The 25,625-nt window shown below is 65.4% G+C and carries 19 protein-coding genes; 12 read left to right on the top strand and 7 right to left on the bottom strand.

Annotated features, from left to right (window positions below; all coding sequences use genetic code 11):
- The first annotated feature begins 39 nt into the window (after positions 1-39).
- Positions 40-1,488, top strand: a complete 1,449-nt coding sequence (locus tag AC51BJ_RS07680; RefSeq protein WP_496279825.1) for a 3'-5' exonuclease family protein — start codon at positions 40-42, stop codon at positions 1,486-1,488.
- Here the strand turns inward: AC51BJ_RS07680 and AC51BJ_RS07675 are convergent.
- The 6 genes from AC51BJ_RS07675 to lptM form a co-directional block, all read right to left on the bottom strand.
- A complete protein-coding gene (locus AC51BJ_RS07675; protein WP_430435345.1) occupies positions 1,485-3,917 on the bottom strand; it encodes a two-component system response regulator in 2,433 nt (810 codons plus the stop codon). The two genes, AC51BJ_RS07680 and AC51BJ_RS07675, sit on opposite strands and share 4 nt — an antisense overlap.
- Positions 3,914-4,993 (bottom strand): sensor histidine kinase, encoded by a 1,080-nt coding sequence (locus tag AC51BJ_RS07670; protein ID WP_496279824.1) that lies wholly within the window; start codon positions 4,991-4,993, stop codon positions 3,914-3,916. Before AC51BJ_RS07670 ends, AC51BJ_RS07675 begins: the two co-directional genes overlap by 4 nt.
- A 153-nt stretch (positions 4,994-5,146) precedes the next feature.
- Positions 5,147-5,683 (bottom strand): formaldehyde-activating enzyme, encoded by a 537-nt coding sequence (gene fae, locus AC51BJ_RS07665; RefSeq protein WP_019916488.1) that lies wholly within the window; start codon positions 5,681-5,683, stop codon positions 5,147-5,149.
- Between the two features lie 47 nt (positions 5,684-5,730).
- A complete protein-coding gene (locus tag AC51BJ_RS07660) occupies positions 5,731-6,144 on the bottom strand; it encodes an RNA-binding S4 domain-containing protein (protein ID WP_496279823.1) in 414 nt (137 codons plus the stop codon).
- The gene (lysA, locus tag AC51BJ_RS07655; RefSeq protein WP_496279822.1) at positions 6,141-7,382 is read right to left on the bottom strand and encodes a diaminopimelate decarboxylase; all 1,242 of its coding nucleotides are present in this window, start codon (positions 7,380-7,382) and stop codon (positions 6,141-6,143) included. The genes AC51BJ_RS07660 and lysA overlap by 4 nt, the downstream gene beginning before the upstream one ends.
- Entirely contained in the window at positions 7,379-7,546 is a 168-nt protein-coding gene (gene lptM, locus AC51BJ_RS07650) for an LPS translocon maturation chaperone LptM (protein WP_430435341.1), read from the bottom strand. Before lptM ends, lysA begins: the two co-directional genes overlap by 4 nt.
- A gap of 16 nt (positions 7,547-7,562) precedes the next feature.
- Between lptM and cyaY the strand changes: the two genes are divergently transcribed.
- Positions 7,563-7,883, top strand: coding sequence for an iron donor protein CyaY (cyaY, locus tag AC51BJ_RS07645; protein WP_024300770.1), 321 nt, complete (start codon positions 7,563-7,565; stop codon positions 7,881-7,883).
- Here the strand turns inward: cyaY and AC51BJ_RS07640 are convergent.
- A complete protein-coding gene (locus AC51BJ_RS07640) occupies positions 7,843-10,293 on the bottom strand; it encodes a penicillin-binding protein 1A (protein WP_496279821.1) in 2,451 nt (816 codons plus the stop codon). The genes cyaY and AC51BJ_RS07640 overlap by 41 nt on opposite strands.
- Before the next feature lie 169 nt (positions 10,294-10,462).
- Here AC51BJ_RS07640 and AC51BJ_RS07635 point away from each other — a divergent pair, with 169 nt between their 5' ends.
- The 10 genes from AC51BJ_RS07635 to AC51BJ_RS07590 all read left to right on the top strand — a co-directional run bounded on the left by AC51BJ_RS07635 (position 10,463) and on the right by AC51BJ_RS07590 (position 24,646).
- Positions 10,463-11,542, top strand: a complete 1,080-nt coding sequence (locus AC51BJ_RS07635) for a pilus assembly protein PilM (RefSeq protein WP_024300771.1) — start codon at positions 10,463-10,465, stop codon at positions 11,540-11,542.
- Positions 11,539-12,123 (top strand): PilN domain-containing protein, encoded by a 585-nt coding sequence (locus AC51BJ_RS07630; protein ID WP_304006592.1) that lies wholly within the window; start codon positions 11,539-11,541, stop codon positions 12,121-12,123. The genes AC51BJ_RS07635 and AC51BJ_RS07630 overlap by 4 nt, the downstream gene beginning before the upstream one ends.
- Positions 12,120-12,785: a type IV pilus inner membrane component PilO gene (locus AC51BJ_RS07625; RefSeq protein ID WP_496279820.1), complete on the top strand. Its 666-nt coding sequence runs from the start codon at positions 12,120-12,122 to the stop codon at positions 12,783-12,785. Before AC51BJ_RS07630 ends, AC51BJ_RS07625 begins: the two co-directional genes overlap by 4 nt.
- The gene (locus AC51BJ_RS07620) at positions 12,782-13,312 is read left to right on the top strand and encodes a pilus assembly protein PilP (protein WP_019916499.1); all 531 of its coding nucleotides are present in this window, start codon (positions 12,782-12,784) and stop codon (positions 13,310-13,312) included. Before AC51BJ_RS07625 ends, AC51BJ_RS07620 begins: the two co-directional genes overlap by 4 nt.
- Positions 13,309-15,429: a type IV pilus secretin PilQ gene (locus AC51BJ_RS07615; protein WP_496279819.1), complete on the top strand. Its 2,121-nt coding sequence runs from the start codon at positions 13,309-13,311 to the stop codon at positions 15,427-15,429. Before AC51BJ_RS07620 ends, AC51BJ_RS07615 begins: the two co-directional genes overlap by 4 nt.
- A 75-nt stretch (positions 15,430-15,504) precedes the next feature.
- Positions 15,505-16,032: a shikimate kinase gene (locus AC51BJ_RS07610; RefSeq protein WP_496279818.1), complete on the top strand. Its 528-nt coding sequence runs from the start codon at positions 15,505-15,507 to the stop codon at positions 16,030-16,032.
- On the top strand, positions 16,020-17,108 hold the full coding sequence (gene aroB / locus AC51BJ_RS07605) for a 3-dehydroquinate synthase (RefSeq protein WP_496279817.1): 1,089 nt from the start codon (positions 16,020-16,022) through the stop codon (positions 17,106-17,108). Before AC51BJ_RS07610 ends, aroB begins: the two co-directional genes overlap by 13 nt.
- Positions 17,101-18,222 (top strand): deoxyguanosinetriphosphate triphosphohydrolase, encoded by a 1,122-nt coding sequence (locus AC51BJ_RS07600; RefSeq protein WP_496279816.1) that lies wholly within the window; start codon positions 17,101-17,103, stop codon positions 18,220-18,222. Before aroB ends, AC51BJ_RS07600 begins: the two co-directional genes overlap by 8 nt.
- Positions 18,223-18,494: 272 nt before the next feature.
- A complete protein-coding gene (locus tag AC51BJ_RS07595) occupies positions 18,495-23,162 on the top strand; it encodes a glutamate synthase-related protein (protein ID WP_496279815.1) in 4,668 nt (1,555 codons plus the stop codon).
- Positions 23,163-23,179: 17 nt separating this feature from the next.
- On the top strand, positions 23,180-24,646 hold the full coding sequence (locus AC51BJ_RS07590) for a glutamate synthase subunit beta (protein ID WP_496279814.1): 1,467 nt from the start codon (positions 23,180-23,182) through the stop codon (positions 24,644-24,646).
- Positions 24,647-25,625: the final 979 nt, after the last annotated feature.

The following is a 25,625-nucleotide window of genomic DNA, read 5'->3' as shown; positions in this document are numbered from 1 at the left end:
CTGCGCCGCTGAGCCGGCGCGCAGGGTGGCGACCATCGCATGAGCGTGTTCGATCAGCCGCTGGCCATCGTCGACCTTGAAACGACAGGGGGCGACCCGCGCGCCGACCGTGTGACCGAGGTCGGCGTCGTGCTGATCGACGGGCCGCAGCGGCGCGAGTGGTCCAGCCTGGTCAATCCGGGCGTGTCGATTCCGCTGTCCATCCAGCGCTTCACCGGCATCACCGACAGCATGGTCGCCGGTGCGCCGCGCTTCGCCGAGATCGCGCAGGAACTGGCAGCGCTGCTGCACGACCGCCTGTTCGTGGCGCATAACGCGCGCTTCGACCACGGCTTCCTGCGCAACGAGTTCGCCCGCGTCGGCCTGAATTTCGCGCCGCGTGTGCTGTGCTCGGTCAAGCTGTCGCGCGCGCTCTATCCGCACTTTCCGCGCCACGGGCTGGACGCGCTGATGGAGCGCTTCGGGCTGGTCTGCGATGCCCGCCACCGCGCCATCGGTGACGCGCGACTGGTGCGCGACTTTCTCGACATCGTCGCGCGCGACTTTCCGCCGGCGGTGATCGCTCCGGCGATGGAGAAGGCCGGGCGCACCGCCGCCGCGCCGCCCGGCATGACACCGGGCGCGCTCGACGACGTGCCGGAGGCGCCCGGCGTCTACCTGTTCTACGGTGCCGCGCCGGAGTCGACAGATCTGCTGCCGGCGCCGGCAGAGCTGCCGCTCTACATCGGCAAGAGCCGTAACCTGCGTTCGCGCGTGCTGGCGCACTTCACCGGTTCGCACAAGGGCGGACAGGCGGCGCGCATGCTGCGCGAGACGAAGCGCGTCGATTGGGTCGAGACAGCGGGAGAACTCGGTGCTCTGCTGCTCGAAGCGAAGCTGGTGAAGCAGTTGCAGCCGCTGTACAACAAGCAGTTGCGGGCCGGTGGTCCCGCGGTGGCGCTGGCGCTGCGCGGCGGTCCCGGCAACGAGGTGGCGGCCGGCGAAGCAGCGCTGACGCTGGTCGATCTCGACCGCGTCACGCCGCGTCAGCTGGCGGGGCTGTATGGCCCCTTTCGTTCCCGCCGCGACTGTCTGACCACACTGCGCGAACTGGCCACCGCCTGGCAGCTGTGCCCGAAGCGCATCGGTCTGCAGGGCTACGAGCGGCGCACCGCCGCCTGCGTCAATGTGCAGATCAAGCGCTGCCGCGGTGTCTGCTGCGGACGTGAAGATCCGCAGCAGCACGATATGCGTCTGATGAGTGCACTCGACGGCCTGCGCATGCCCGATTGGCCGTGGCCTGACGCCGTGGCGGTGCGCGAGCGCCGTCCGGGCGCCGAGCGTGGCGACCGGCACTGGCTGGCGCACTGGTGCTATCTGGGCAGCGCGCCGGAGGGCAGCGACGACGTGGCGCCACTGCAGCGCGACGCGCGCTTCGACTATGACCACTACCGCATCCTGCGCCGTCATCTCGACGGACTGCCGGCTGACGCGGTCGAGGCCGTCTAGGATTTGTCGGGCGGATTTACCAGAGATTGCCGCAGCTGGCTCGCCGACATCGGGCGGGCAAACAGATAGCCCTGACCCTCCGAACACCCGAGCCGCAGCAGCAGTTCAGCCTGTTCCGACAGCTCGATGCCTTCGGCGATGGTGGTCATGCGCAGCGAGCGACCCAGCGCCAGCATGGCCTCTATCATTGCACGGGCGTCGTCGCTCTCTGTCAGGTCGATGATGAATGAACGGTCAATCTTGATGCGGTCTATCGGCAGGCCGCGCAGTACGCTCAGCGACGAGTAGCCGGTGCCGAAGTCGTCGATGCTGATCGAGACGCCCAGACGTTTCAGCGCGTCGAGTATGCCCGCGCTGTGTTCGATCACCTGCAACGTGGACTCGGTGATTTCGAGTTCCAGCGATTCGGCCGGGAAGCCTGTTTCGGTCAGCACCTCCAGCACGTGGGCGACGAAATCCTCGCGCATGAACTGCCTGACCGACACGTTGACGGCGAGGCGCATCTGTCGCCCGTCGTTGTCCGGCAGGCCGACGATGTCATGGCAGGCGCGGCGCAGTACCCACATGCCCAGCGTTTCAATGATGCCGCTCTCTTCGGCGACCGGAATGAAGCGGGCGGGCGAAATCATGCCCAGTTCCGGATGCGGCCAGCGCACCAGCGCCTCGACGCCGATCACGTGCGCGTCGGACAGCCGGAGCTGGGGCTGGTAGTGCACCTCCAGCGCGTTGTTGTCGATTGCGCGACGCAGGCCCTGCTCCATATGCATGCGTTCCTGTGTGCGCTCCGACATGTCGGTCGTGAAGAACTGATAGCGGTTGCGTCCTTGCGATTTGGCCGAGTACATCGCGATGTCTGCCGCGCGCATCAGCACGTTGCGGTCGGTGCCGTGATCGGGGAACACGGCGATGCCTATGCTGCCGGTGATGCGAATCTGCTCGCCACCGAGGTCGAACGGGTCACGCAGCGCACCGAGTAGCTTCATCGCCAGATGCGAGGCCTCTTCGGGCTGTGCGCTGCCGGTGAGCACGACGAATTCGTCGCCGCCGAGGCGGGCGAGCGTGTCGCTGCGGCGCAGCGCCTCACGCAGCCGGACCGACACCGCGCGCAGCAACTCGTCGCCGACGCCATGGCCCAGCGTGTCGTTCACACCCTTGAAGCTGTCGAGGTCGAGGAAGAGCAGGATGCAGCGCTGCTGCGCACGACGTGCCTGTTCGATGGCGCGCTCGAAACGGTCGTCGAACAGCAGGCGGTTGGGCAGGCCGGTGAGCGCGTCGTGATGCGCCAGATGATTCAGCTTCTCCTCCGCCTGATGGATGGCGCTGAAATCGGAGAAGGCGGCGACGAAATGGGTGACCGTGCCGTTGTCGTTGCGCACGGCGCTGATGCTCTCCCAGGCAGGGAAGCTGTCGCCAGACGCGCGTTGGCACAGCACCTCGCCCTGCCAGTAGCCGGTGCCAGAGGGGGCGGCCAGCGCCGCATAGAAATCGTCGCCGTGGCCGGTTCCCAGCACCGCGTCGGGGTCAAGGCCGAGTACCTGGGCCTCGTCGTGCCCGGTGATGCGTGTGTAGGCAGCATTGACCGCGACGATGCGCCGACGCGCGTCGGCGATCACGATGGCTTCGGCCGTGGTGTGGAACACGACGCTGGACTGGCGCAGGCGCTCCTCGTCGCGCCGGCGTTGCGTCACGTCCTGCAGGATGCCGACGATGCGCCGCTCGCCCGCCGGATCGCCATAAGCACGCGCGTGCGCTTCCAGATTGCGTGCGCCACCATTGCCTACGGTACGGAATTCGATGCGCACCGGATCGCCGCGCTGCAGTGCCGCGTTCAGCGCCGCCGACACGCGCTCGCGATCGCCGGCATCGACGCGCGACAGAAAGAGATTCCACGATTCGTCCAGCGGGACCGGGCGGTCGCCGAACAGGCTGCGCAAGTGGCCGTCGCCGTGCAGCTGCATCGAATCGCCCTGCCACTCGATCACGCCGAGCGAGGCGGCATCGAGCGCCTGCTTGAACAGCTGTTCGCTGCGCTCCACGAGCACCTCGACCTCGCGACGCGCCAGCGCCATCTGTATCGTCGCGTGCAGCTCGCGCGCCTCGCACGGCTTGACCAGATAGCCGAAGGGGCGGCATTCGAGCGCGCGGCGCAGCGTGTCGTCCTCGGCGTAGGCGGTCAGGAAGACAACCGGTACGCGATGCTGCGACTGGATCTGCAGTGCCGCGTCGATGCCGTCGAGCGGGCCTTCAAGGTGGATGTCCATCAGCACCAGATCGGGCGCCACTTCGCCGACCTTGCGCACCGCCTGCTCGCCGCTGGCCAGCACCGCGCCGACCTTGTAGCCGAAGGACTGCAGCTGGTTCTTCAGGTCGAAAGCGATCACGCGTTCGTCCTCGACCAGCATCAGATTGATCGGAAGCGGTGCGTTCATGTCGTACCTCGTGCGGGAAGGGCTGCCGGAAAGGTGATGAGATAGCTGGCGCCTCCGTCGCGCACCATCTGCAGTTCGCCGTGCAGCTGATCTATCAGCAAGGGCACCAGCTGCAGGCCGAGCGACTTCACGGCGTCGAAGTCGAAACCCGCCGGCAGGCCGACACCGTCGTCGCGCACGCCCAGCGTCAGCCGCTCGTCGCAGCTGTGCAGCGAAATGGTGATGATGCCGGTGCGCTGGGCGGGGAAGGCGTGCTTGAAGGCATTGGTGACCAGTTCGTTCACCACCAGCCCGCACGGGATGGCGCGTTCAAGATCTAGGTACACCGGCTGCGCCGGGCGTTCCAGCTGCAGCTCGACGCCGCTCGCGCTGCTGCGATATGCACCGCGCAGCAACTGGGCCAGACGGTCGAGGTAGTCGCCGAGGTCCATGCGCGAGAAGTCCTTGCGCTCGTACAGCAGCTGATGGGTCAGTGCCATCGCCCGCACGCGGTTCTGGCTCTCGTTCAGGATGTCGCGCACGCGCGGGTCGTCGACATTGTTGGCCTGCAGGTTGAGCAGGCTGGTGATGACCTGCAGATTGTTCTTGACCCGGTGGTGTACTTCGTTAAGCAGCACCGTCTTTTCCTGCAGCGCCTGTTCCAGCACCTGCTGGGCGCGGCGTCGCTCGGTGATATCAACGATGGATGCCAGCACCATGACACCTTCGCCGGTGTCCATCGGATTCAGACCGATCTCGACCGGGAATTCGCTGCCGTCGGCGCGGCAGGCGAACAGGTCACGACCGCCACCCATCGGTCGTGGGCTGGGTGATGAAAGGAAGCTGTGGCGGAAGTCCGCGTGGTGAGCACGTGCGGCCGATGGCACCAGCATGTCGACCGAGCGGCCGATCAGTTCGGTGCGCGGGTAGCCGAACAGTCTTTCGGTCTGCTCGTTGACCATCACCATCATGCCGCGGCCATCGACCAGCACCATCGCGCTGGGGGCGTACTCGACGACGCGGCGGAAGGCGTCGTCGTTCATCTGCGGCATCGGCGGAGCATCGTGCGCCGTTGTGCCATCGGTACGGATATCCATCGGCCATCCTCCGTGAGCCCGCGCTGGTCTCGGGCTCATTCATTCTGGATGGCCCCGTGCATCAAGACAAGGTCGTGTTGCCCTTCGTTTCGATTGCACAAAAACAAAAGCCCCTGCGGCTGGCAGGGGCTTTGGCTGTGGCTTTGCGCGGGATCAGGCTTCCGGGTCGTACATGCAGTGCTTGATCTTGTGGCGGTTGGCGATCAGCTCGTCGATCGTCGGCTTGCCGGTCATTGCTCGCTGTATCGCGATCTTGGTTGCTTCGTAGTTGGTGCGGTACAGATCCTTCATGTCCAGGTTGGGATCCTTGACTGCATTCGGGTCCAGCCACACCAGGTCGATGATGACCAGTTCGTCCACCAGTTCCTTCGGGATGATGCCTTCCGACACGCAGTCGACGACCGCGTCAGCGGTGGCCGACTGCACCACGCCGCCGAGCAGCTCGACGGTGCGCGAATTCTTGATCGTGACCTTGGGCACCATCATGGTGGCCGGCTTGGCCATCTGGTTGCAGTCGCGCACGGCCAGCATGCGGGTGTGACCGGCGGTCTGGCCCATCATCTGGGCGAAGGCCTGGCCGACCGGGCCGTCGATCGAGCCGATGACGATTTCCGGCATGGCGTCGGTGTATTGACCTTCCTTGGCGAAGACGGTGGCTTCACCAACCTTCATCACGATACGTTCGGACATGGTTCGATTCCTTTTGACAGTGTTCTCAATTCGTTGGCGCGCAAGGCTCAGCCGCCGCGAAGTTTAGCGCGCATGCGGTCGATTTCACGCCGCTGGGTCTTGGTGGGCCGTCCGTGCAGCATGTGTGACGGTTCCGGAGCAAGTCGGCGCCGTTCGCGTTCCGCTTCGCGCCGCGCAATGCTGTCGGCGGTCTCTTCGTAAAGCGTGCGCGCCTCTTCGGCCGGGCCGCGTTTGCCGGACAGCGCCTGCACGATCACCGTGTAGCGCACTTCGCCGGTCTGGATGTCCAGCCGGTCGCCGATGCGCACCTCGCGCGACGGCTTGGCGCGCGCCTCGTTCAACTGGATGCGGCCGGCGTCGATGGCGTCGGAGGCCAGCGTGCGCGTCTTGAAGAAGCGCGCCGCCCACAGCCACTTGTCGAGCCGCAGCCGTTCGCGCGCGGCGTCGTCCTCGTGGCTCACGGCAGCAGGCGTTCGCCGGCGTAGAGGTCGGCGATGCGCTCGCGCGCGCGGATCAGGTGCACCTTGTCGCCATCGACCATCACTTCGGCGGCGCGCGGCCGCGTGTTGTAGTTCGAGCTCATGGTCATGCCGTAGGCGCCAGCTGAGAAGATGGCGACCAGATCTTCCGGTTCGACCGCCAGTTCGCGCGCGCGGCCAAGGAAGTCGCCGCTTTCGCACACCGGGCCGACCACGTCGTAGGTGTCCGCCTGGCCGCGCGGGCGCACTTCGGCGATGCGGTGGAAGGCGTCGTACAGCGCCGGACGGGCGAGGTCGTTCATCGCTGCGTCGATGATGGCGAAATTGCGTTCCTCGCCGCGCTTCAGGTATTCGATCTTGGACAGCAGTACGCCGGCGTTGCCGACCAGCGAGCGGCCGGGTTCGAGCAGCAGCCGCTCCTTGCGGCCGGCCAGCACGGCCAGCAGCGGCGCCAGATAGTCACGTGTTGCCGGTACGTTCTCGTCGTCGTAGCGGATGCCGAGGCCGCCGCCGAGGTCGAGGTGACGCAGTTCGATACCGTCGCGGTTCAGCGCTTCGGCCAGCGCCACCACCTTGGCGGCCGCTTCGGCCACCGGCGCCGGGTCCAGCAGCTGCGAGCCGATGTGGCAGGCGATGCCGCGGATCTCCAGCTGCGGCAGCTTCGCCGCGTCGAGGTAGATGCGGTGTGCGTCGGCGATGGGCACGCCGAACTTGTTGCACTTCAGGCCGGTGGAGATATAGGGGTGGGTCTTCGGGTCGACGTCCGGATTCACGCGCAGCGCGATCGGCGCGCGCTTGCCGAGGCTGCCGGCCACTTCGGCCAGCCGGTGCAGTTCGGCTTCCGATTCGACGTTGAAGCAGTAGATGCCGTGCGTCAGCGCGGCGCGCATTTCGTCGCGCGTCTTGCCGACGCCGGAGAACACCACCTTGCCCGGCTCGCCGCCCGCCGCGATCACGCGCGCCAGCTCGCCGCCGGACACGATGTCGAAGCCGGTGCCCAGCCGCGCGAACACATTCATGATCGCCAGGTTGGAATTCGATTTCACCGCGTAGCACAGCATGGCGTCGCGGCCGGACAATGCTTCGGCGTAGGCAGCGTGCGCCTCGGTCAGCGCCGCACGGCTGTAGACGAAGGTAGGCGTGCCGTACTCGGCGGCAATGCGCTCGAGTGCGACGCCTTCGGCGTACAGCGCGCCGTCGCGGGTTTCGAAATGCTTCATTGCTTGTCGCCCTTGTTAGTATCTTGCGGAGCAGGTGCGGACGCGGGCTTCGCGGCCGCCGGCTGGGCGCCCTGCTTGGGCGGCAGCGTCAACGGTCCCTTGGTGCCGCAGGCGGCGAGCGTCAGGGTCAGTGCGGCGATGCGCACGAGCGGGCTGGAAAACATGTCGGATGGCCGGAATATGAACGAAAGTGAATTTAACAAATTGGCCGATGCGACGCTGGCTGCGATCGAGCAGGCCATCGAACGCAGCGGCGCCGGAATCGACTACGAACTGCAGGCCGGCGGCGTGCTGGAACTGGAGTTCGATGACGGTTCGAAAATGGTGATCAACCGGCACGGCGTCGCGCAGGAAATCTGGGTGGCGGCGCGCTCGGGCGGCTTCCACTTCCGTGCCGACGGCGGCCGCTGGATAGGCACGCGCGACGGCAAGGAACTGATGCAGGCACTGGAAGAACTGCTCAGCCAGCAGGCGGGCGAGCCGGTGAAGCTGCGCGGCTGAGCGTATCCGGCACCGTCAGTCGCGACTCGCTCGGTACGATGTGGCCGGTCGGCGAGCGCGGTGGTGTCGGAATCGGTGCCGGCGACTGCGGCGGCGGGCCGGGCTGCAACTCGCCCTCCGAAGCCGGCGTTTCCGGCTCTTCCGGCAGCGACTCGGGCGGCGGTGGCAGATGTTCCTGGTACATCAGGTCGGTGCGCGGGTTGCCCTTGCTGTCCTCGCCGGCATCGATGCTGATCAGGCCGTCGGGCAGCGGCAGCCGTTGTTCGGGCACGTCCTTCAGTGCGTGACGCATGTAATCCACCCACATCGGCAGCGCTGCTGAACCACCGGTTTCGCCACGACCCAGGGTGCGCGGGTTGTCGAAACCTATCCAGGCGACCGTGACGCGCGAGGGCTGGTAGCCGCAGAACCAGGCGTCGAGATAGTCGTTGGTGGTGCCGGTCTTGCCGGCGAGGTCGCCGCGCTTGAGGGCCAGCGCGCGGGTGGCGGTTCCGCGGCGCACGACGTCCTGCATCATGCTGTCCATCAGGTAGGCGTTGCGCGCGTCGATGACGCGCAAACCCTCGTCGCCGGCCTTGCGCGGCGTGAAGCGCGCCAGCACGCGTCCCTCGCTGTCGGTGATCTCGCTCACCACATAGGGCTCGACCCGGTAGCCGCCGTTGGCGAATACGGCGTAGGCGGACGCCATCTGCCACGGGGTGACCGACCCGGCGCCGAGCGCCATCGTCAGGTAGGGCGGGTGGCGCGCGGCGTCGAATCCGAAGCGTGAAATATAGTCCTGCGCGTAACGCGGGCCGATTGAGCGCAGCATGCGGATCGACACCATGTTCTTCGACTTCGCCAGTGCGGTGCGCAGCGAGATCGGGCCGTCGTACTTGCCGTCGTAGTTCTTCGGCTGCCAGCTCTGGCTGCCGGTTTCGCCAGCCGAGACCACCAGTGGCGTGTCCTCTTCCACGGTGGCAGGCCCGTAACCCTTCTCCAGCGCCGCCGAGTAGATGAAGGGCTTGAACGCCGAGCCCGGCTGACGCCAGCCCTGGGTGACGTGGTTGAACTTGCTGCGATTGAAGTCGAAACCGCCGACCAGTGCGCGCACAGCGCCGTCGTCGCTGTCGATGGCGACCAGCGCCGCCTCGACCTCGGGCATCTGCGCCAGCGTCCAGCCGAGCTTGGCGTCCTGCATCACGCGCACGACCGCGCCGCGCCGCAGTTTGCGCGCCGGCGGCGCCTTGTCGTCCAGCATCGCCTTGGCGAACTTGATCGCGTCCGCGCCCAGGTTGAGCACTTCGCCGCCGCGCTTGTAGACCTTCACCGCGGTCGGACTGGCAGCGAGCACGACCGCAGCGTGCAGACCGACCGCGTCCGGCACGTCCTGCAGCAGATCGTCGAGCAGTTCGTCGTCGTCGGCGCCGACGTCCTTCATGTCGACGAAGGATTCCGCGCCGCGATAGCCGTGCCGGCGGTCGTAGTCGAACACGCCCTTGCGGACGGCCTCGATGGCGGCGTCCTGGTCGGCGCGCCGTATCGTCGTGACCACGCGCAGGCCGAGTGAGTAGGCGTTCTCGCCGAAGCGCTCGACCGCCATCTGGCGCGCCATTTCGGCGACGAAATCCGCCGGTTTCGGCCCGCTGGCGGTGCTGCTGTCGCGACGCACGACGAGCTCTTCCTCGACCGCGCGAGCGCGCGTCGCTTCGTCGATGTAGCCCAGTTCCTGCATGCGCCGCAGCACGTAGGACTGGCGCAGTGCTGCGCGCTTCGGGTTCACCACCGGGTTGTACTTGGAAGGCGCTTTCGGCAGGCCGGCGAGCATCGCTGCTTCGGCGACGCTAATGTCCTTCAGGTTTTTGCCGAAATAGGCTCTGGAAGCGGCAGCAAAACCGTAGGCGCGCTGACCGAGATAGATCTGGTTGATGTAGAGCTGGAGTATCTGGTCTTTTGTCAGGCTGTTCTCGATTTTGAACGCCATCAGGGCTTCATAGACTTTCCGGCGCAGCGTGCGTTCGCTTGACAGGAAGAAGTTGCGCGCCACCTGCATGGTGATGGTGCTGGCGCCCTGGCTGCGTCCGCCGCTGGTCAGATTGGCCAGCGCGGCGCGGGCGATGCCCATGTAGTCGATGCCCGAGTGCTGGTAGAAGCGTTCGTCCTCGGCGGCAATGATGGCGTGCTTGAGCGCGTCCGGCACCTGCTCGATCGGTACGACCGAGCGGCGTTCTTCGCCGAATTCGCCGATCAGCTGGCCGTCGGCGTTGTAGACGCGGAGCGGAATCTTCGGCCGGTAGTCGGTCAGGATGTCCAGCGACGGCAGCTGCGGGTAGGCGAGCAGTACGACGATCAGCGCGAGGGCCGCGCCGATCAGTGCGAGGCCGGTGAGGGCGGTCAACGGGTAGAGCAGCCAGCGGAATTTGGAGAGCAAGAGGATGGGTTTCCGGAGGGGGTTTGAGGGCGAAAGTATAGCCGCCCGACCGTGTGAAGCTTCTCGTTACGCCTACCCAAAATTTGTTTACTTGTCGATACCTTGCTGCTAGCATCTTAATGTAATTTGTGCGTATTGGGCCTAATTCACTGTCTTAAAAGGAAAAAGCTTGGCTTTCGACCTGTCGGTATTTAACCCGGGAGCGCGTCCCCTGATGGGGCTGGACGTGTCGTCCTCGGCGGTCAAGCTGGTCGAGCTGTCCCGGACAGCGAAGGGCGAGCACCGCATCGAGCGCTACGCCATCGAGAACCTCCCGCGCGATTCGGTGGTGGATGGCAACATCGCCAAGCTCGAAGACGTTGCCGACGCCGTGCGTCGGGCGTGGAAGCGCATGGGCACGTCGACGCGCAATGTCGCGCTGGCCTTGCCGGCGGCGGCCGTCATCACGAAAAAGATCATCGTTCCGGCCAATCAGCGCGAGCAGGAGCTCGAGGTGCTGGTGGAGTCGGAAGCCAATCAGTACATCCCTTTCCAACTCGACGAGGTGAATCTCGATTTCCAGGTGGTCGGCCCGGCGCCCGGCAACCCGGACGAGGTCGAGGTGCTGATCGCCGCCTCGCGCAAGGAAAAGGTCGAGGACCGCGTCGCGGTGGCTGAAGCGGCCGGCCTGCGCGCAGTCGTGGTCGACGTCGAGTCCTACGCGGCACAGGCGGCATTCGAACTGGTCGAGAAGCAGCTGCCGGACGGCGGCAAGGACACCAACATCGTGCTGGTCGACGTCGGCGCCAACGTGATGAACGTGATCATCCTGCGCAACGACCAGCCGGTCTATTCGCGCGAGCAGGCGTTCGGCGGCTACCAGCTGACGCAAGACATCATGCGCAATTACGGCATGAGCCCGGAAGAGGCCGAAGCCGCCAAGCGCACCAACACGCTGCCTGAAAACTACGAGAACGACCTGCTGCGCCCCTTCATGGACAACCTCGCGCTTGAGGTGTCGCGTGCGCTGCAGTTCTTCTTCACCTCGACGCAGTACAACAGCGTCGACCACATCGTGCTCGCCGGCGGGTGCTCGGTCATCCCCGGCCTGGACGAAGTGGTTGCCAACCGCACCCAGGTCGAAACCCGTATCGCGAACCCCTTTGTCGACATGCAGCTGTCGCAGACGGTCACCGCCAAGCGTCTCAGCCAGGACGCGCCGTCCCTGCTGGTGGCCTGCGGCCTTGCGCTCAGGAGGTTCGACGCATGATTCGCATCAACCTTCTTCCCCATCGCGAGGAGAAGCGCAAGGCGCGGCGCCAGCAGTTCTATGCGCTGACCGGCCTGACGCTGGTGCTCGGCGGTCTCATCGTGGCGCTCGGCAACGGCATCATCAGCGGTTACGTGTCGGCGCAGGACGAGAAGAACGCCTTCCTGAAGACCGAAATCGCTGCGCTCGACAAGTCGATCGACGAGATCAAGCGGCTGCGCGAGCAGACCGACGCGCTGTTGCAGCGCAAGCGGGTGATCGAGTCGCTGCAGGGCAACCGGTCGGAAGCGGTCGGCCTGTTCAACGAACTCGCGAAGAACGTGCCGGAAGGCGTCTATATCAAGAAGGTTTCGCAGCAGGCGAACAAGATCAATCTGGTCGGGTACGCGCAATCGAACGCGCGGGTGTCGAGCCTGATGCGGAATCTGGAATCGTCGCCACTGCTCGAGCGCCCGACCCTCATCGAAATCAAGGGCGCGACCGTCGACAAGCGCCGCATGAACGAATTCAGCCTCGATCTGTTCATCACGCGCGCAGTGGACGAGGCCGACAGCAAGACGACGAAGGGGCGCAAGACATGAAGCAGATCCAGATGCCCCAGATCGATTTCACGCGCATCGCGGACGATTTCAAGAATCTCGACCCGAAGGACGTCGGCAACTGGGCCACCGCGCCGAAGGCTGCGGTCCTGCTGGGTGTGCTGGTCGCAACGCTGGCCGCGGGCTGGTGGTTCCTGTGGGATCCGCTGCGCGTCGAGCTCGAACAGAAGCGACTCGAGGAACAGACGCTGAAGGACGAGTGGCTTAACAAGAAGCGTCAGGCGGTGAATCTCGAGCAGTACCAGCAGCAGCTGGCCGACATCGACAAGTCCTTCGGCGCGCTGCTCAAGCAGCTGCCGAACAAGGCCGAGATGGAATCGCTGCTGGTCGATATCAGTCAGGCCGGTCTGAGCCGCGGCCTGCAGTTCGAAACCTGGAAGCCGGGTGGCGAAGCGGTCAAGGATTTCTACGCCGAAATGCCGATCACCATCCGCGTCACCGGCGGCTATCACGACCTCGGCAACTTTGCCGGCGACGTCGCCAAGCTCTCGCGCATCGTGACACTCGGATCCATCGTCATCGATTCCACCAAGGACGGTCTGAAGATGGACGCCGTGGCGACGACCTACCGCTATCTCGACGACGAAGAGATCGCCCGCATCAAGAAGGCGAAGGCCGACAAGGCCAAGGGAGGCAACAAATGAAGCGCCTCCTGACGATGCTGGCGGCCGCGCTGGCGCTGGCGGGCTGCGACGGCGAGAACCACGAGGATCTGCGGGCCTGGATGGAAGAGAACACGCAGGGCCTGAAGGGGCAAGTGAAGCCGCTGCCGGAAATCAAGCCGTCGATCATCGTTGCCTACGAAGCGGGCAATCTGCTCGATCCGTTCAGCGTGCAGAAGATCGAACCGGAGCGGAAGAAGGGCGGCGGTGGTGGCGGGGGCATCACGCCTGACCTCGACCGGCGCAAGGAGCCGCTGGAGCAGTACCCGCTCGATACGCTGGCCATGGTCGGTCTGCTCGAACAGGGGCGGGTCACCTACGCGCTGATCAAGGCGGACACGACCTTGCATCGCGTGCGCAGCGGCAATTACATGGGTCAGAACTTCGGTGTCATCACGTCGATATCCGGCGATGGCATCACCTTGAAGGAAATCGTTCAGGACGCGGACGGCGAATGGGTCGAACGTACCAGTACGCTCCAGTTGCAGGAGCAGGAGGCAAAGAAATGAATTTCGTCCGCAAACTCGCCGGCCTGCTGTGCGCGCTCGCCGTCGCTTCGATACCGGCACTTGCCGTTGCCCAGGCTCAGCCGAACAGCATCGAGTCCATCCTGGTGTCGCAGCAGGGCGGGGAGGTACTGGTCAAGGTGACGACCAAGTCGGAACTGGCCACGGTGCCCGCCAACTTCAGCGTCGCGTCGCCCGCGCGCATCGCCTTCGACTTCCCGGCGACCGGCAATGCGCTCGGCCGCTCGTCCCAGACCTTGAACGAAGCGCACCTGCGCAGCTTCAACATCGTCGAGGTCGGTGACCGCACGCGGCTGGTGCTCAACCTCAACAAGCTGTCCACCTTCAATACCCGGCTGTCCGGGCGCGACCTGTACATCAGCCTGGCGATGCCGACGAATGCCGAGGCGGTCGCCCAGTCCGACAAGACGTCCCGATTCGCCGAGCCGACTGCGAACGAAGGTACGCAGACCCTGCGCAATGTCGGTTTCCGCCGCGGTAAGGACGGTGAAGGTCGCGTCGTGGTCGAACTGTCGGATCCGAACACCGGCATCGACATCCGCCAGCAGGGAACGAAGCTGGTGGTCGAATTCCTGCGCGCCTCGGTGGCTGAAGAATTCCTGAAGCGTTACGACGTGACCGACTTCGGCACCCCGATCACGCAGATGGAAGTCGTGCGCTCGGGTGCCAACACCCGCCTCACGGTCACCCCGACCGGTCTGTGGGAGCACAACGCCTACCAGAGCGAGAATCAGTTCATTCTTGAAGTGAAGCGTCTGGTCGAGGATCCGAACAAGCTGGTTCAGGGCAGCAAGCCGGGCTACCAGGGCGAGAAACTGTCGCTGAACTTCCAGAACATCGACGTGCGTTCGGTGCTGCAGGTGATCGCCGACTTCACCGACAACAACATCATCACCTCAGACACCGTCGGTGGTTCGCTGACGCTGCGACTCAAGGACGTCCCCTGGGACCAGGCCCTCGACATCATTCTCGACGCCAAGGGACTGGACAAGCGCAAGACCGGCAACGTCATCTGGATCGCACCGCGCGACGAGCTGACGGCGAAGGAAAAGCTGGCGCTCGAAAGCCAGCAGCAGGTGAGCGAGCTTGAGCCGCTGCGCACTGAAACCTTCCAGCTGAACTATCACAAGGCTGAAGTCCTGTACAAATCCATCCTCGACGACAAGGACAAGCGCTTCCTGTCCAAGCGTGGGTCGATCGTGATGGACACGCGCACCAACAAGCTCATCGTGACCGACATTCCGTCGCGACTCGAAGACATCCGCCGCATCCTGATCGAGCTCGACGTGGCGACCCGTCAGGTCCTGATCGAAGCGCGTATCGTCGAAGCGAACGAGGACTTCGCGAAGAACCTCGGCGCGCGTCTCGGTATCAACCAGACGGCCGCAGGTTCGGTGCAGCTGGGTCGCGCGGGTCTCAATATCGGTGGTTCCGCGGCGGCCACCGGTTTCCAGACCGGTCAGGTGCAGACCCAGCCGAACTTCCTGACCGATTCGTTGAGCACGAATCTGCGTGCAAACAACATCACTCCGCGCACGCCGGGCCAACTGTCCTTCGTGCTGTTCAATTCGGCGGCGACCCGTTTCCTGAACCTCGAACTGTCGGCACTCGAACAGGACGGCAAGGGCAAGGTGATTTCCAGCCCGCGCGTCATGACCTCCGACCAGAACGAGGCGCTGATCGAGCAGGGTGTTGAAATTCCGTACCAGCAGGCGACCAGTTCGGGCGCGACCAGCGTGTCCTTCCGCAAGGCCAACCTCAAGCTGCAGGTGAAGCCGCAGATCACCCCGGACGGTCGGGTGCAGATGGCGCTCGACATCAACAAGGACACGCCGAACACCCAACTCTCGACCGGCTCTGGCGTGGCCATCGACACCAAGCACGTCAAGACCGACGTGCTGGTTGAGAACGGCGGCACGGTGGTCATCGGCGGTATTTACACGCAGGACGAGCGTCGCACGCAGACGCGCGTGCCTTTCCTCGGCGATCTGCCTTACGTCGGCTTCCTGTTCCGCAGCACGGAAACCCGCGACAACCGCGCCGAACTGCTCATCTTCGTGACGCCGCGCATCGTCAGCGACAATCTGACGCTGCGCTGAGCGGGCTCATCGACTTGGCACCAGGCGGCCCCGGCGACGGGGCCGCTTTCTTTTTGCGCTGCTAGAATCCGGCCGGTGGAACATAGCGACAACATTATTCTGGTCGGCATGATGGGCGCCGGCAAAACGACCGTCGGGCGTCAGCTCGCGCGCAGGCTGCGCAAACGCTTCGTCGACTGCGATCACGAGATCGAGGCGCGCACCGGCGTCAGCATTCCGACCATCTTCGAGATCGAGGGCGAAGCCGGCTTTCGCCGGCGCGAGGCAGCGACCATCGAGGCGCTGGCGCACGAAACCGGGCTGGTGCTGGCCACTGGCGGCGGTGCGGTGCTCGATCCGGTGAATCGGCAGAATCTGAAGGCCGGTGGCTGGGTGGTCTATCTCGACGTACCGCCCGACGTGCTGTGGTCGCGCACCCGCGGCGACCGCAACCGGCCGCTGCTGCAGGTCGACGATCCGCGCGCCCGGGTGCGCGAACTTCATGGCCTGCGCGACCCTCTGTACCGTGAGGTCGCCGATTTCATCGCCGAAAGCGGCCAGGGCAGCCCGCTGTCCATCGTGCGGAAACTTGAACGGGAATACCTGAACCGATGCGCAGCCTGAACGTGGCGCTCGACGAGCGCGCCTACGACATCCATATCGGTCGTGGTTTGATAGACCGCGGCGATCTGTTCGCGTCGGTACTGAAGCGCAAGCGCGCTGTGGTCATCAGCAACGAAATCGTCGCGCCGCTGTACGCCGCGCGCGTGCTCGACGCTCTGGATTCGGTCGGCGTTGCCCGCCAGCTGGTCGTGCTGCCTGACGGCGAGGCACACAAGGACTGGCCGACGCTGAACCTCATTTTCGACGCGCTGCTCGGCGCCCGCGTCGAGCGCTCGACCACGCTGATCGCGCTCGGCGGCGGCGTCATCGGCGACATGGTCGGCTTCGCCGCGGCAACCTACCAGCGAGGCGTGCCCTTCATCCAGGTGCCGACCACGCTGCTGTCCCAGGTCGATTCGTCGGTCGGCGGCAAGACCGCGATCAACCATCCGCTCGGCAAGAACATGATCGGCGCCTTCTATCAGCCCAAGCTGGTGCTGGCCGACATCGACACGCTGGACACCTTACCCGACCGCGAACTCAAGGCCGGTCTGGCCGAAGTGATCAAGTACGGTCTGATCCGCGATCGCGAGTTCTTCGACTGGCTCGAAATCAACATGCCGCGCCTGCTGGCGCGCGACACCGAGGCGCTGGCCTTCGCCATCGAGCGCTCCTGCCGCAACAAGGCGGAGGTGGTGATCGAGGACGAAACCGAAGCCGGCGTGCGCGCCCACCTCAACCTCGGCCACACCTTCGGCCACGCCATCGAAACCGGTCTCGGCTACGGCGAGTGGCTGCACGGTGAGGCAGTTGCGGCCGGCACGCTGATGGCGGCCGAACTGTCGCGTCGGCTCGGCTGGCTGAACGACGACGACGTCGCGCGCATCCACCGCATCCACGAATCCGCCGGTCTGGCGCTGCGCGGACCGAAGCTGGGCGTAGAGCGCTACCTCGAACTGATGTCGCACGACAAGAAGGTCGAGGCCGGCAAGTTGCGCCTGGTGCTGCTCAAGCGCATCGGCGAGGCCGTCGTGTATGGCGATGCTGCGGTGGCCGACATTGCTGCGTCCATCGAGCACTGCTGCGCAAATGCCTGAGCTCGCACCCTACGCAGCCTGCGACGACAATTCGCGCGGACGCCGTTTCCCGGAAGATTCGCCCCACGGGCGCAGCCAGTTCCAGCGCGACCGCGATCGCATCGTGCACAGCACGGCCTTCCGCCGGCTCGAGTACAAGACCCAGGTTTTCGTCAATCACGAAGGCGATCTGTTCCGCACCCGGCTCACGCACAGCATCGAGGTCGCGCAGATCGCGCGCTCGATCGCCCGCGCCCTGCGGGTGAATGAAGATCTGGCCGAGGCGGTGTCGATTGCCCACGACCTCGGCCACACGCCTTTCGGCCACGCCGGTCAGGACGCGCTGAACGAATGCATGCGCGACTACGGCGGTTTCGAGCACAACCTGCAGAGTCTGCGCACGGTCGATCTGCTGGAGGAGCGCTACGGCGCCTTCGATGGCCTGAACCTCACCTTTGAAACGCGCGAAGGCATCCTCAAGCACTGTTCGCCGGCGCGTGCGCGCGAACTGGGCGAACTGGGCCAGCGCTTCCTCGACCGCACGCAGCCCACCATCGAGGCGCAGATCTGCAATCTGGCCGACGAAATCGCCTACAACAATCACGACGTCGACGACGGCCTGCGCTCCGGCCTGATCACGCTGGAACAGCTGGAGGAGGTGCCGATCTTCGCCCGCTTCCGGCGCGAGGTGGTCGATCTGTACCCGCAGATCGCGGGCCGGCGCCTGATCCACGAAGCGATCCGCCGCATGATCAATGCGCAAGTGATTGATCTGGTGGGGGAAACGACGGGGCGCATCGAGGCCGTCGCGCCGCGTTCCATCGACGACGTACGCGCCGGCCCGGTGCTGGTTGCCTACAGCGAAACGATGCGGGCCGAGCAGCTCAAGCTCAAGCAGTTCCTGCGCGACAATCTGTACCGTCACTATCAGGTGCTGCGCATGACGGCCAAGGCGCGCCGCATCATTGCCGAGCTGTTCGGCGCCTTCATGGACGATCCGCGCCTGCTGCCGCCGCAATACCAACTCATGGCCCGCGACGACAAGCCGCGTGCCATCGCCGACTACATTGCCGGCATGACCGACCGTTACGCGATGCGCGAGCATCGCCGCCTGTTCGCGGTCGGCGAGATCTGACCCCGTCGGTCGGCGCTGTTTGATGCGCCGCCGCACGGGTGTTGTACGTAGCGGATCAAGGTTTTATACTCCGTCGTCCACCCCCAAAGTGCCTGTGCCGGTCTCACCGACGAGTCGGCGAGGCCACCCGAGCCGGTGCCCGCCAAATCCCCTTCAGAGGATGACCGCGGAAACCGGCTTTTTCGTGGATGCGGCGGTGCGAATTCCCGCAGTGGCGAGCGATCAGAGCGATGCCGCGCGCGGTTGGCAAACGAGTTTCGAGGACGAAAGCAATGGGTCTTCCCCATACTCAGGGTCTGTACGACCCCGAAAACGAGCGTGATGCATGTGGTGTGGGTTTCGTTGCGAACATCAAGAATCGCAAATCGCACGACATCATCGAACAGGGTCTGCTGATCCTGAAGAACCTCGATCACCGTGGCGCAACCGGTTACGACCCGCTGCTCGGCGATGGCGCCGGCATTCTGATCCAGATGCCCGATGCGCTGATGCGCGCCGAGGCCGCGAAGATCGGCATCACGCTGCCGCCCGCAGGCGACTACGCCTGTGGCACCGTTTTCCTGCCGCAATCGGCCAATGGCTGTGCCGCCTGTGAGTCGGTCGTGGCGCGCATCATCCACGAAGAAGGCCTGACCTTCCTCGGCTGGCGCGACGTTCCGCGCGACAGCAGCATCCTGGCCGAAGCAGCGCGTGCCATCGAGCCGCAGATGCGCCAGGTGTTCATCGCCCGCCCCGATGCCGTGGCCGACCAGACCGCTTTCGAACGCAAGCTGTTCGTCGTGCGCAAGCGTGTCGAGCACGCAGTGCGCGCGCTCAAGCTGGCCGACGTGAAGCAGTTCTACATTCCGTCGCTGTCTTCGCGCACCCTTGTATATAAGGGCATGCTGCTGGCGCATCAGGTCGGCGAGTACTTCCTCGACCTGCAGGACGCGCGCGCGCAGTCCGCGCTGGCGCTGGTACACCAGCGCTTCTCGACCAACACCTTCCCGACCTGGGATCTGGCTCACCCCTTCCGCATGATTGCCCACAACGGTGAAATCAACACCGTGCGCGGCAACATCAACTGGATGAAAGCGCGTCAGAAGTCGATGAAGTCGGCCGCGCTCGGCGACGATCTCGACAAGCTGTGGCCGCTCATCGTCGAAGGCGGCTCCGATTCGGCCTCGTTCGACAACGCGCTCGAACTGCTGGTAATGGGCGGCTACTCGCTCGCCCACGCCATGATGATGCTGATCCCCGAAGCCTGGGCCGGCAATCCGCTGATGGACGAAGAGCGTCGCGCCTTCTACGAGTTCCACGCCGCCATCATGGAGCCGTGGGACGGCCCGGCCGCTGTGGCCTTCACCGACGGCCGCCAGATCGGCGCCACGCTGGACCGCAACGGCCTGCGCCCGGCGCGCTTCCTGGTCACCGACGACGACATGGTCGTGATGGCCTCGGAAATGGGCGTGCTGCCGATTCCGGACGAGCGCATCGTGCAGAAGTGGCGTCTGCAGCCGGGCAAGATGTTCATGATCGACCTGGAAAAGGGCGCGATCATCGAGGACGCCGCGCTCAAGCACGAGCTGTCCACCGAATACCCGTACGACAAGTGGATCACCGATTCGCGTTTCTTCCTGACCGAACTGGAAGAGATCAAGTACGCAACCGAGCGCAGCGAAACCCTGCTCGATACGCAGCAGGCCTTCGGCTACACGCAGGAAGACATCAAGTTCATCCTGGCGCCGATGGCGGCCGGCGGCGAAGAAGCCATCGGCTCGATGGGTAACGACTCCGCGCTGCCGGTGCTGTCGGACAAGAACAAGCCGCTGTATTCCTACTTCAAGCAGCTGTTCGCCCAGGTCACGAACCCGCCGATCGACCCGATCCGCGAAGAGATCGTGATGTCGCTCGCCTCCTTCATCGGTCCGCGCCCGAACCTGATGGGTGTGGCCGACAACGAAGACGGCCTGACGCCGCGCCTGGAAGTCACCCAGCCGGTGCTCACCAACGAAGACGTGCTGCGCCTGCGCGACATCGAACGCCTGACCGGCGGCAAGTACCGTTCGCTGGTGCTCGACATCACCTACCCGGCGGCTGACGGCGCCGCGGCCTGCGAAGGGGCGATCAAGCGCCTGCAGGAAGCGGCCGAAAAGTCGGTGGCCGACGGCTTCAACATCGTCATCCTGTCCGACCGCGCCGCTTCGCGCGATCGCGTCGCCATCCCGGCGCTGCTGGCCACGTCGGCCGTGCACCACCACCTGGTGCGCAAGGGCCTGCGCACGCTGACCGGCCTCGTGATCGATACCGGTTCGGCGCGTGAAACCCACCATTTCGCGCTGCTCGCCGGTTACGGCGCCGAAGCGATCTGTCCGTGGCTGGCGTTCGACACCATCGCCGAAATCTCGAATGAGCTGCCGTCCGGTCTGTCGACCAAGGACGCGTCCAAGCGCTTCATCAAGGCGGTGGGCAAGGGTCTGAACAAGGTCATGTCCAAGATGGGCATTTCGACCTACCAGTCCTACAGCGGCGCGCAGATCTTCGAAGCGATCGGCCTCAACTCGGCCTTCGTCGCCCGCTACTTCACCGGCACCGCCACCCAGGTCGAAGGCATCGGCCTGCAGGAAGTGGCCGAAGAGGCGCTGCGCACGCACGCCCAGGCCTTCGGCAATGACCCGGTGCTGGCCAATGCGCTCGATGCCGGCGGCGAATACGCCTTCCGCATCCGCGGCGAAGAGCACATGTGGACGCCGGACGCGATCGCCAAGCTGCAGCACTCGACGCGTACCAACAAGTACGACACGTACAAGGAATACGCCCGAATCATCAACGACCAGACCAAGCGTCACATGACGCTGCGCGGTCTGTTCGACATCAAGCCGGCGGGCGCACCGGTGCCGCTGTCGGAAGTCGAGCCGGCGACCGAAATCGTCAAGCGCTTCGCCACTGGCGCGATGTCGCTCGGCTCGATCTCGACCGAAGCGCACACCACGCTGGCCATCGCGATGAACCGCATTGGCGGCAAGTCGAACACCGGCGAGGGCGGTGAAGACCCGATCCGCTTCAACCCGGTGACCGAAGACACCACGCTCGACAAGCTGATCGGCTCGTCGCGCGTCGAAGTCGCGCTGCCGCTGAAGAAGGGCGATTCGCTGCGCTCCAAGATCAAGCAGGTCGCGTCCGGCCGTTTCGGCGTCACCGCCGAATACCTGGCCAATTCCGACCAGATCCAGATCAAGATGGCCCAGGGCGCCAAGCCGGGCGAGGGCGGTCAGCTGCCCGGCCACAAGGTGTCGGAATACATCGGCTTCCTGCGCCACTCGGTGCCGGGCGTCGGTCTCATTTCGCCGCCGCCGCACCACGATATCTATTCGATCGAGGATCTGGCGCAGCTGATCCACGACCTGAAGAACTCCAACCCGACCGCGTCGATCTCGGTCAAGCTGGTGTCGGAAATCGGTGTCGGTACCGTGGCCGCCGGCGTGTCCAAGGCCAAGGCCGACCACCTGGTGATCGCCGGCCATGACGGCGGCACCGGTGCCAGCCCGATTTCGTCGATCAAGCACTGCGGTACGCCGTGGGAACTCGGCCTGGCCGAAACCCAGCAGACCCTGGTGCTGAACCGCCTGCGTGGCCGCATCCGCGTGCAGGCCGACGGCCAGATGAAGACCGGCCGCGACGTGCTGATCGGTGCGCTGCTCGGCGCCGACGAATTCGGCTTCGCCACCGCACCGCTGGTGGTCGAGGGCTGCATCATGATGCGCAAGTGCCACCTGAATACCTGCCCGGTCGGCGTCGCCACCCAGGATCCGGTGCTGCGCAAGAAGTTCACCGGCCAGCCAGAACACGTGGTCAATTACTTCTTCTTCGTCGCCGAAGAAGTGCGCGAACTGATGGCCTCGATGGGCGTGCGCAAGTTCGACGATCTGGTCGGCCGCGCCGACCTGCTCGACACCCGTGCCGGCATCGAACACTGGAAGGCGCGCGGCCTCGACTTCTCGCGCATCTTCTACATGCCGCCGGTTCCGGCCGAAGTGTCGCGCCTGCACAGCGAAACGCAGGACCACGGCATCGACCGCGCGCTCGACCACAGCCTGATCGCCAAGGCGAAGGACGCCATCGAAACCGGCAAGCCGGTGGTGGTCGAATCGCCGATCACCAATGTGAACCGCACGGCGGGCACCATGCTGTCGCACGAAGTTGCCAAGCGTTACGGCCACAAGGGCCTGCCCGACAACACCATCATGGTGAAGCTCAGCGGCACCGCCGGTCAGAGCTTCGGCGCCTTCATCGCGCGCGGCATCACGCTGGAACTGACCGGCCAGGGCAACGACTACGTCGCCAAGGGCCTGTCCGGCGGCCGCATCGTGATCAAGCCGTCGGACGCATTCCGCGGCGCATCGGAGAAGAACATCATCGTCGGCAACACCGTGCTCTACGGTGCGACCGAAGGCGAGTGCTACTTCCGCGGCGTGGCCGGCGAGCGTTTCGCCGTGCGCAACTCGGGCGCCATCGCGGTGGTCGAGGGTACCGGTGACCACGGCTGCGAATACATGACCGGCGGCACCGTGGTCGTGCTCGGCCAGACCGGTCGCAACTTCGCTGCCGGCATGTCGGGCGGCGTCGCCTACGTCTATGACGAGGACGGCAGCTTCGCCAAGCGCTGCAATATGTCGATGGTCGAGCTGGATGTGATCAGCGGTGACCTGGCTGACGAGTCGGACGACGACATCATCGGCGAGGCTGCGATCAACCACCTGACGATGAGCGACGAAGCCATTCTGCGTCGCCTGATCGCGCGTCACGCTGCCTTCTCGGGCTCGAAGCGTGCCGCCGACATCCTTGCCGACTGGGCGAATGCCCGTGGCAAGTTCGTCAAGGTGATGCCGGTCGAGTACCGCCGCGCGCTGCGTGAAATGGCTGCCAAGGCGGATGCGCCTGCTGCAGCGATGGCCAAGTAACAGGAAAAGAATCGAACATGGGAAAGTCCACCGGTTTTCTTGAGTACCAGCGTCTGTCCGAAGCTTCGCTGCCGGTCGCCGAGCGCGTGCGCAACTACAAGGAGTTCGTGCTCCACCTGAGCGACGAGGAAGCGAAGATCCAGGGCGCGCGCTGCATGGACTGCGGCATCCCGTTCTGCAACAGCGGCTGCCCGGTCAACAACATCATCCCCGACTTCAACGATCTGGTTTACCGCCAGGACTGGAAGCAGGCGATCGAGGTGCTGCACTCGACCAACAACTTCCCGGAATTCACCGGCCGCATCTGTCCGGCGCCGTGCGAAGCCGCCTGTACGCTGAACATCAACAGCGACGCGGTGGGCATCAAGTCGATCGAGCACGCCATCATCGACAAGGCCTGGGAGAACGGCTGGGTCGTGCCGCAGCCGCCGGCGACGAAGACCGGCAAGAAGGTCGCGGTTGTCGGCTCCGGCCCGGCCGGCATGGCCGCCGCGCAGCAACTGGCGCGCGCCGGTCACGACGTGACCGTGTTCGAAAAGAACAGCCGCGTGGGCGGTCTGCTGCGCTACGGCATCCCCGACTTCAAGATGGAAAAGTCGCACATCGACCGCCGCATCGCGCAGATGGAAGCAGAAGGCGTCACCTTCCGCACCGGCGTGCAGGTCGGCCCGCTGCCCGAAGGTTCGCCGGTGCACAGCGACGCCGCGACCGTGGTCAGCCCGGATCAGCTGAAGGCCGAGTTCGACGCCGTCATCCTCGCCGGTGGCGCTGAACAGCCGCGCGACCTGCCGGTGCCCGGCCGCGAACTGGCCGGCGTGCATTTCGCGATGGACTTCCTGCCGCTGCAGAACCGCGTCGTTGCCGGCGACACCGTGCCCGACCAGATCATGGCCACCGGCAAGCACGTGGTCGTGATCGGCGGCGGCGACACCGGTTCCGACTGCGTCGGCACCTCTAACCGTCACGGCGCCGCCAGCGTCATCCAGTTCGAACTGATGCCGCAGCCGCCGGAGTCGGAGAACAAGCCGCTGGTATGGCCCTACTGGCCGATCAAGCTGCGCACCTCGTCCAGCCACGAAGAAGGCTGCGAGCGTGACTGGGCGATCGCCACCAAGGAATTCATCGGTGAGAACGGCAAGGTCACTCAGGTGAAAACCGTGCGCGTCGAGTGGAAGGACGGTCGCATGCAGGAGGTGGCCGGCACCGAGCAACTGCTGAAGGCCGACCTCGTACTGCTCGCGATGGGCTTTGTCAGCCCGGCCGGCAGCATCATCGAAAGCTTCGGCGTCGAGAAGGACGGCCGCGGCAACGCCCGCGCCACTACCGACGGTCAAGGCTGCTACACCACCAACGTGCCCAAGGTATTCGCCGCCGGCGACATGCGCCGCGGGCAATCGCTGGTGGTGTGGGCGATTCGCGAAGGCCGTCAGTGCGCTCGTGAAGTTGACCAGTTCCTGATGGGCACTACCACGCTGCCGCGGTAAGCCTCCCACAGCCCTCGCGAACGCACTTCGGGGGAGTGGGGAACACCGGCCGACCGGCCGGTGTTGTCGCGAGGGCCGTCAATGCGCCCGTGAAGTTGACCAGTTCCTCATGGGTTCGACCACTCTGCCGCGTTGATCTCTCCGCCCCTCTCTGACCGTCCACAGGCGGGGAGGGGGAACGCCGGCCAACTGGCCGGCGTTGGCGCGGGGGCCGCAATCGCGAGCAAGCTCGCTCCCACAAATGCGCAGTTCGGGCCGCGGGTCAGACGCGACCCTTGTGGGAGCGGCCTTGGCCTCGACGCCGCCGTTGCTGTCCGCCGGCTTCGATCTAAGCCGCAGTCGGGGTCAGAAGTCCCCTCCCACAGAATCCTCGCCCGGGATCGGCTCGCGTCTCAGGTGCCTCCCCTGTGGGAGCGGTCTTCTGACCGCGACACGGCCGCTGCCGTCCGCCGGCTTCGATCCAAGCCGCTGTCGGGGTCAGAAGACCCCTCCCACAGAATCCTCGCCCAGGCTCCGGTCGTGGATCCGGCGCACCACCCCTGTAGGAGCGGTCTTCTGACCGCGACGCGGCCGCAGCGGTCCGCCGGCTTCGATCCAAGCCGCTGTCGGGGTCAGAAGACCCCTCCCACAGAATCCTCGCCCAGGCTCCGGTCGTGGATCCGGCGCCCCACCCCTGTAGGAGCGGACTTCTGACCGCGACGCGGCCGCAGCGGTCCGCCGGCTTCGATCCAAGCCGCTGTCGGCGTCAGAAGACCCCTCCCACAGAATCCTCGCCCAGGCTCCGGTCGTAGATCCGGCGCACCACCCCTGTAGGAGCCGTCTTCTGACCGCGACGCAACCTTTGCGGTCCTCCAAGCCGCCGTCGGGGTCAGAAGACCCCTCCCACAAAACCAGCGCTCTGGCTCGGGCCGCGGGTCAGGCGCGTCGCTTGTGGGAGCGGCCTTGGGCGCGACGCGGCCGTTGCGGTCCGCGGGCTTCG

It is taken from the genome of Methyloversatilis sp. S146-33, assembly GCF_059552495.1.
The sequence above is the reverse complement of the archived record's forward strand: the minus strand, read 5'-3'. Positions and strand labels throughout refer to the sequence as shown.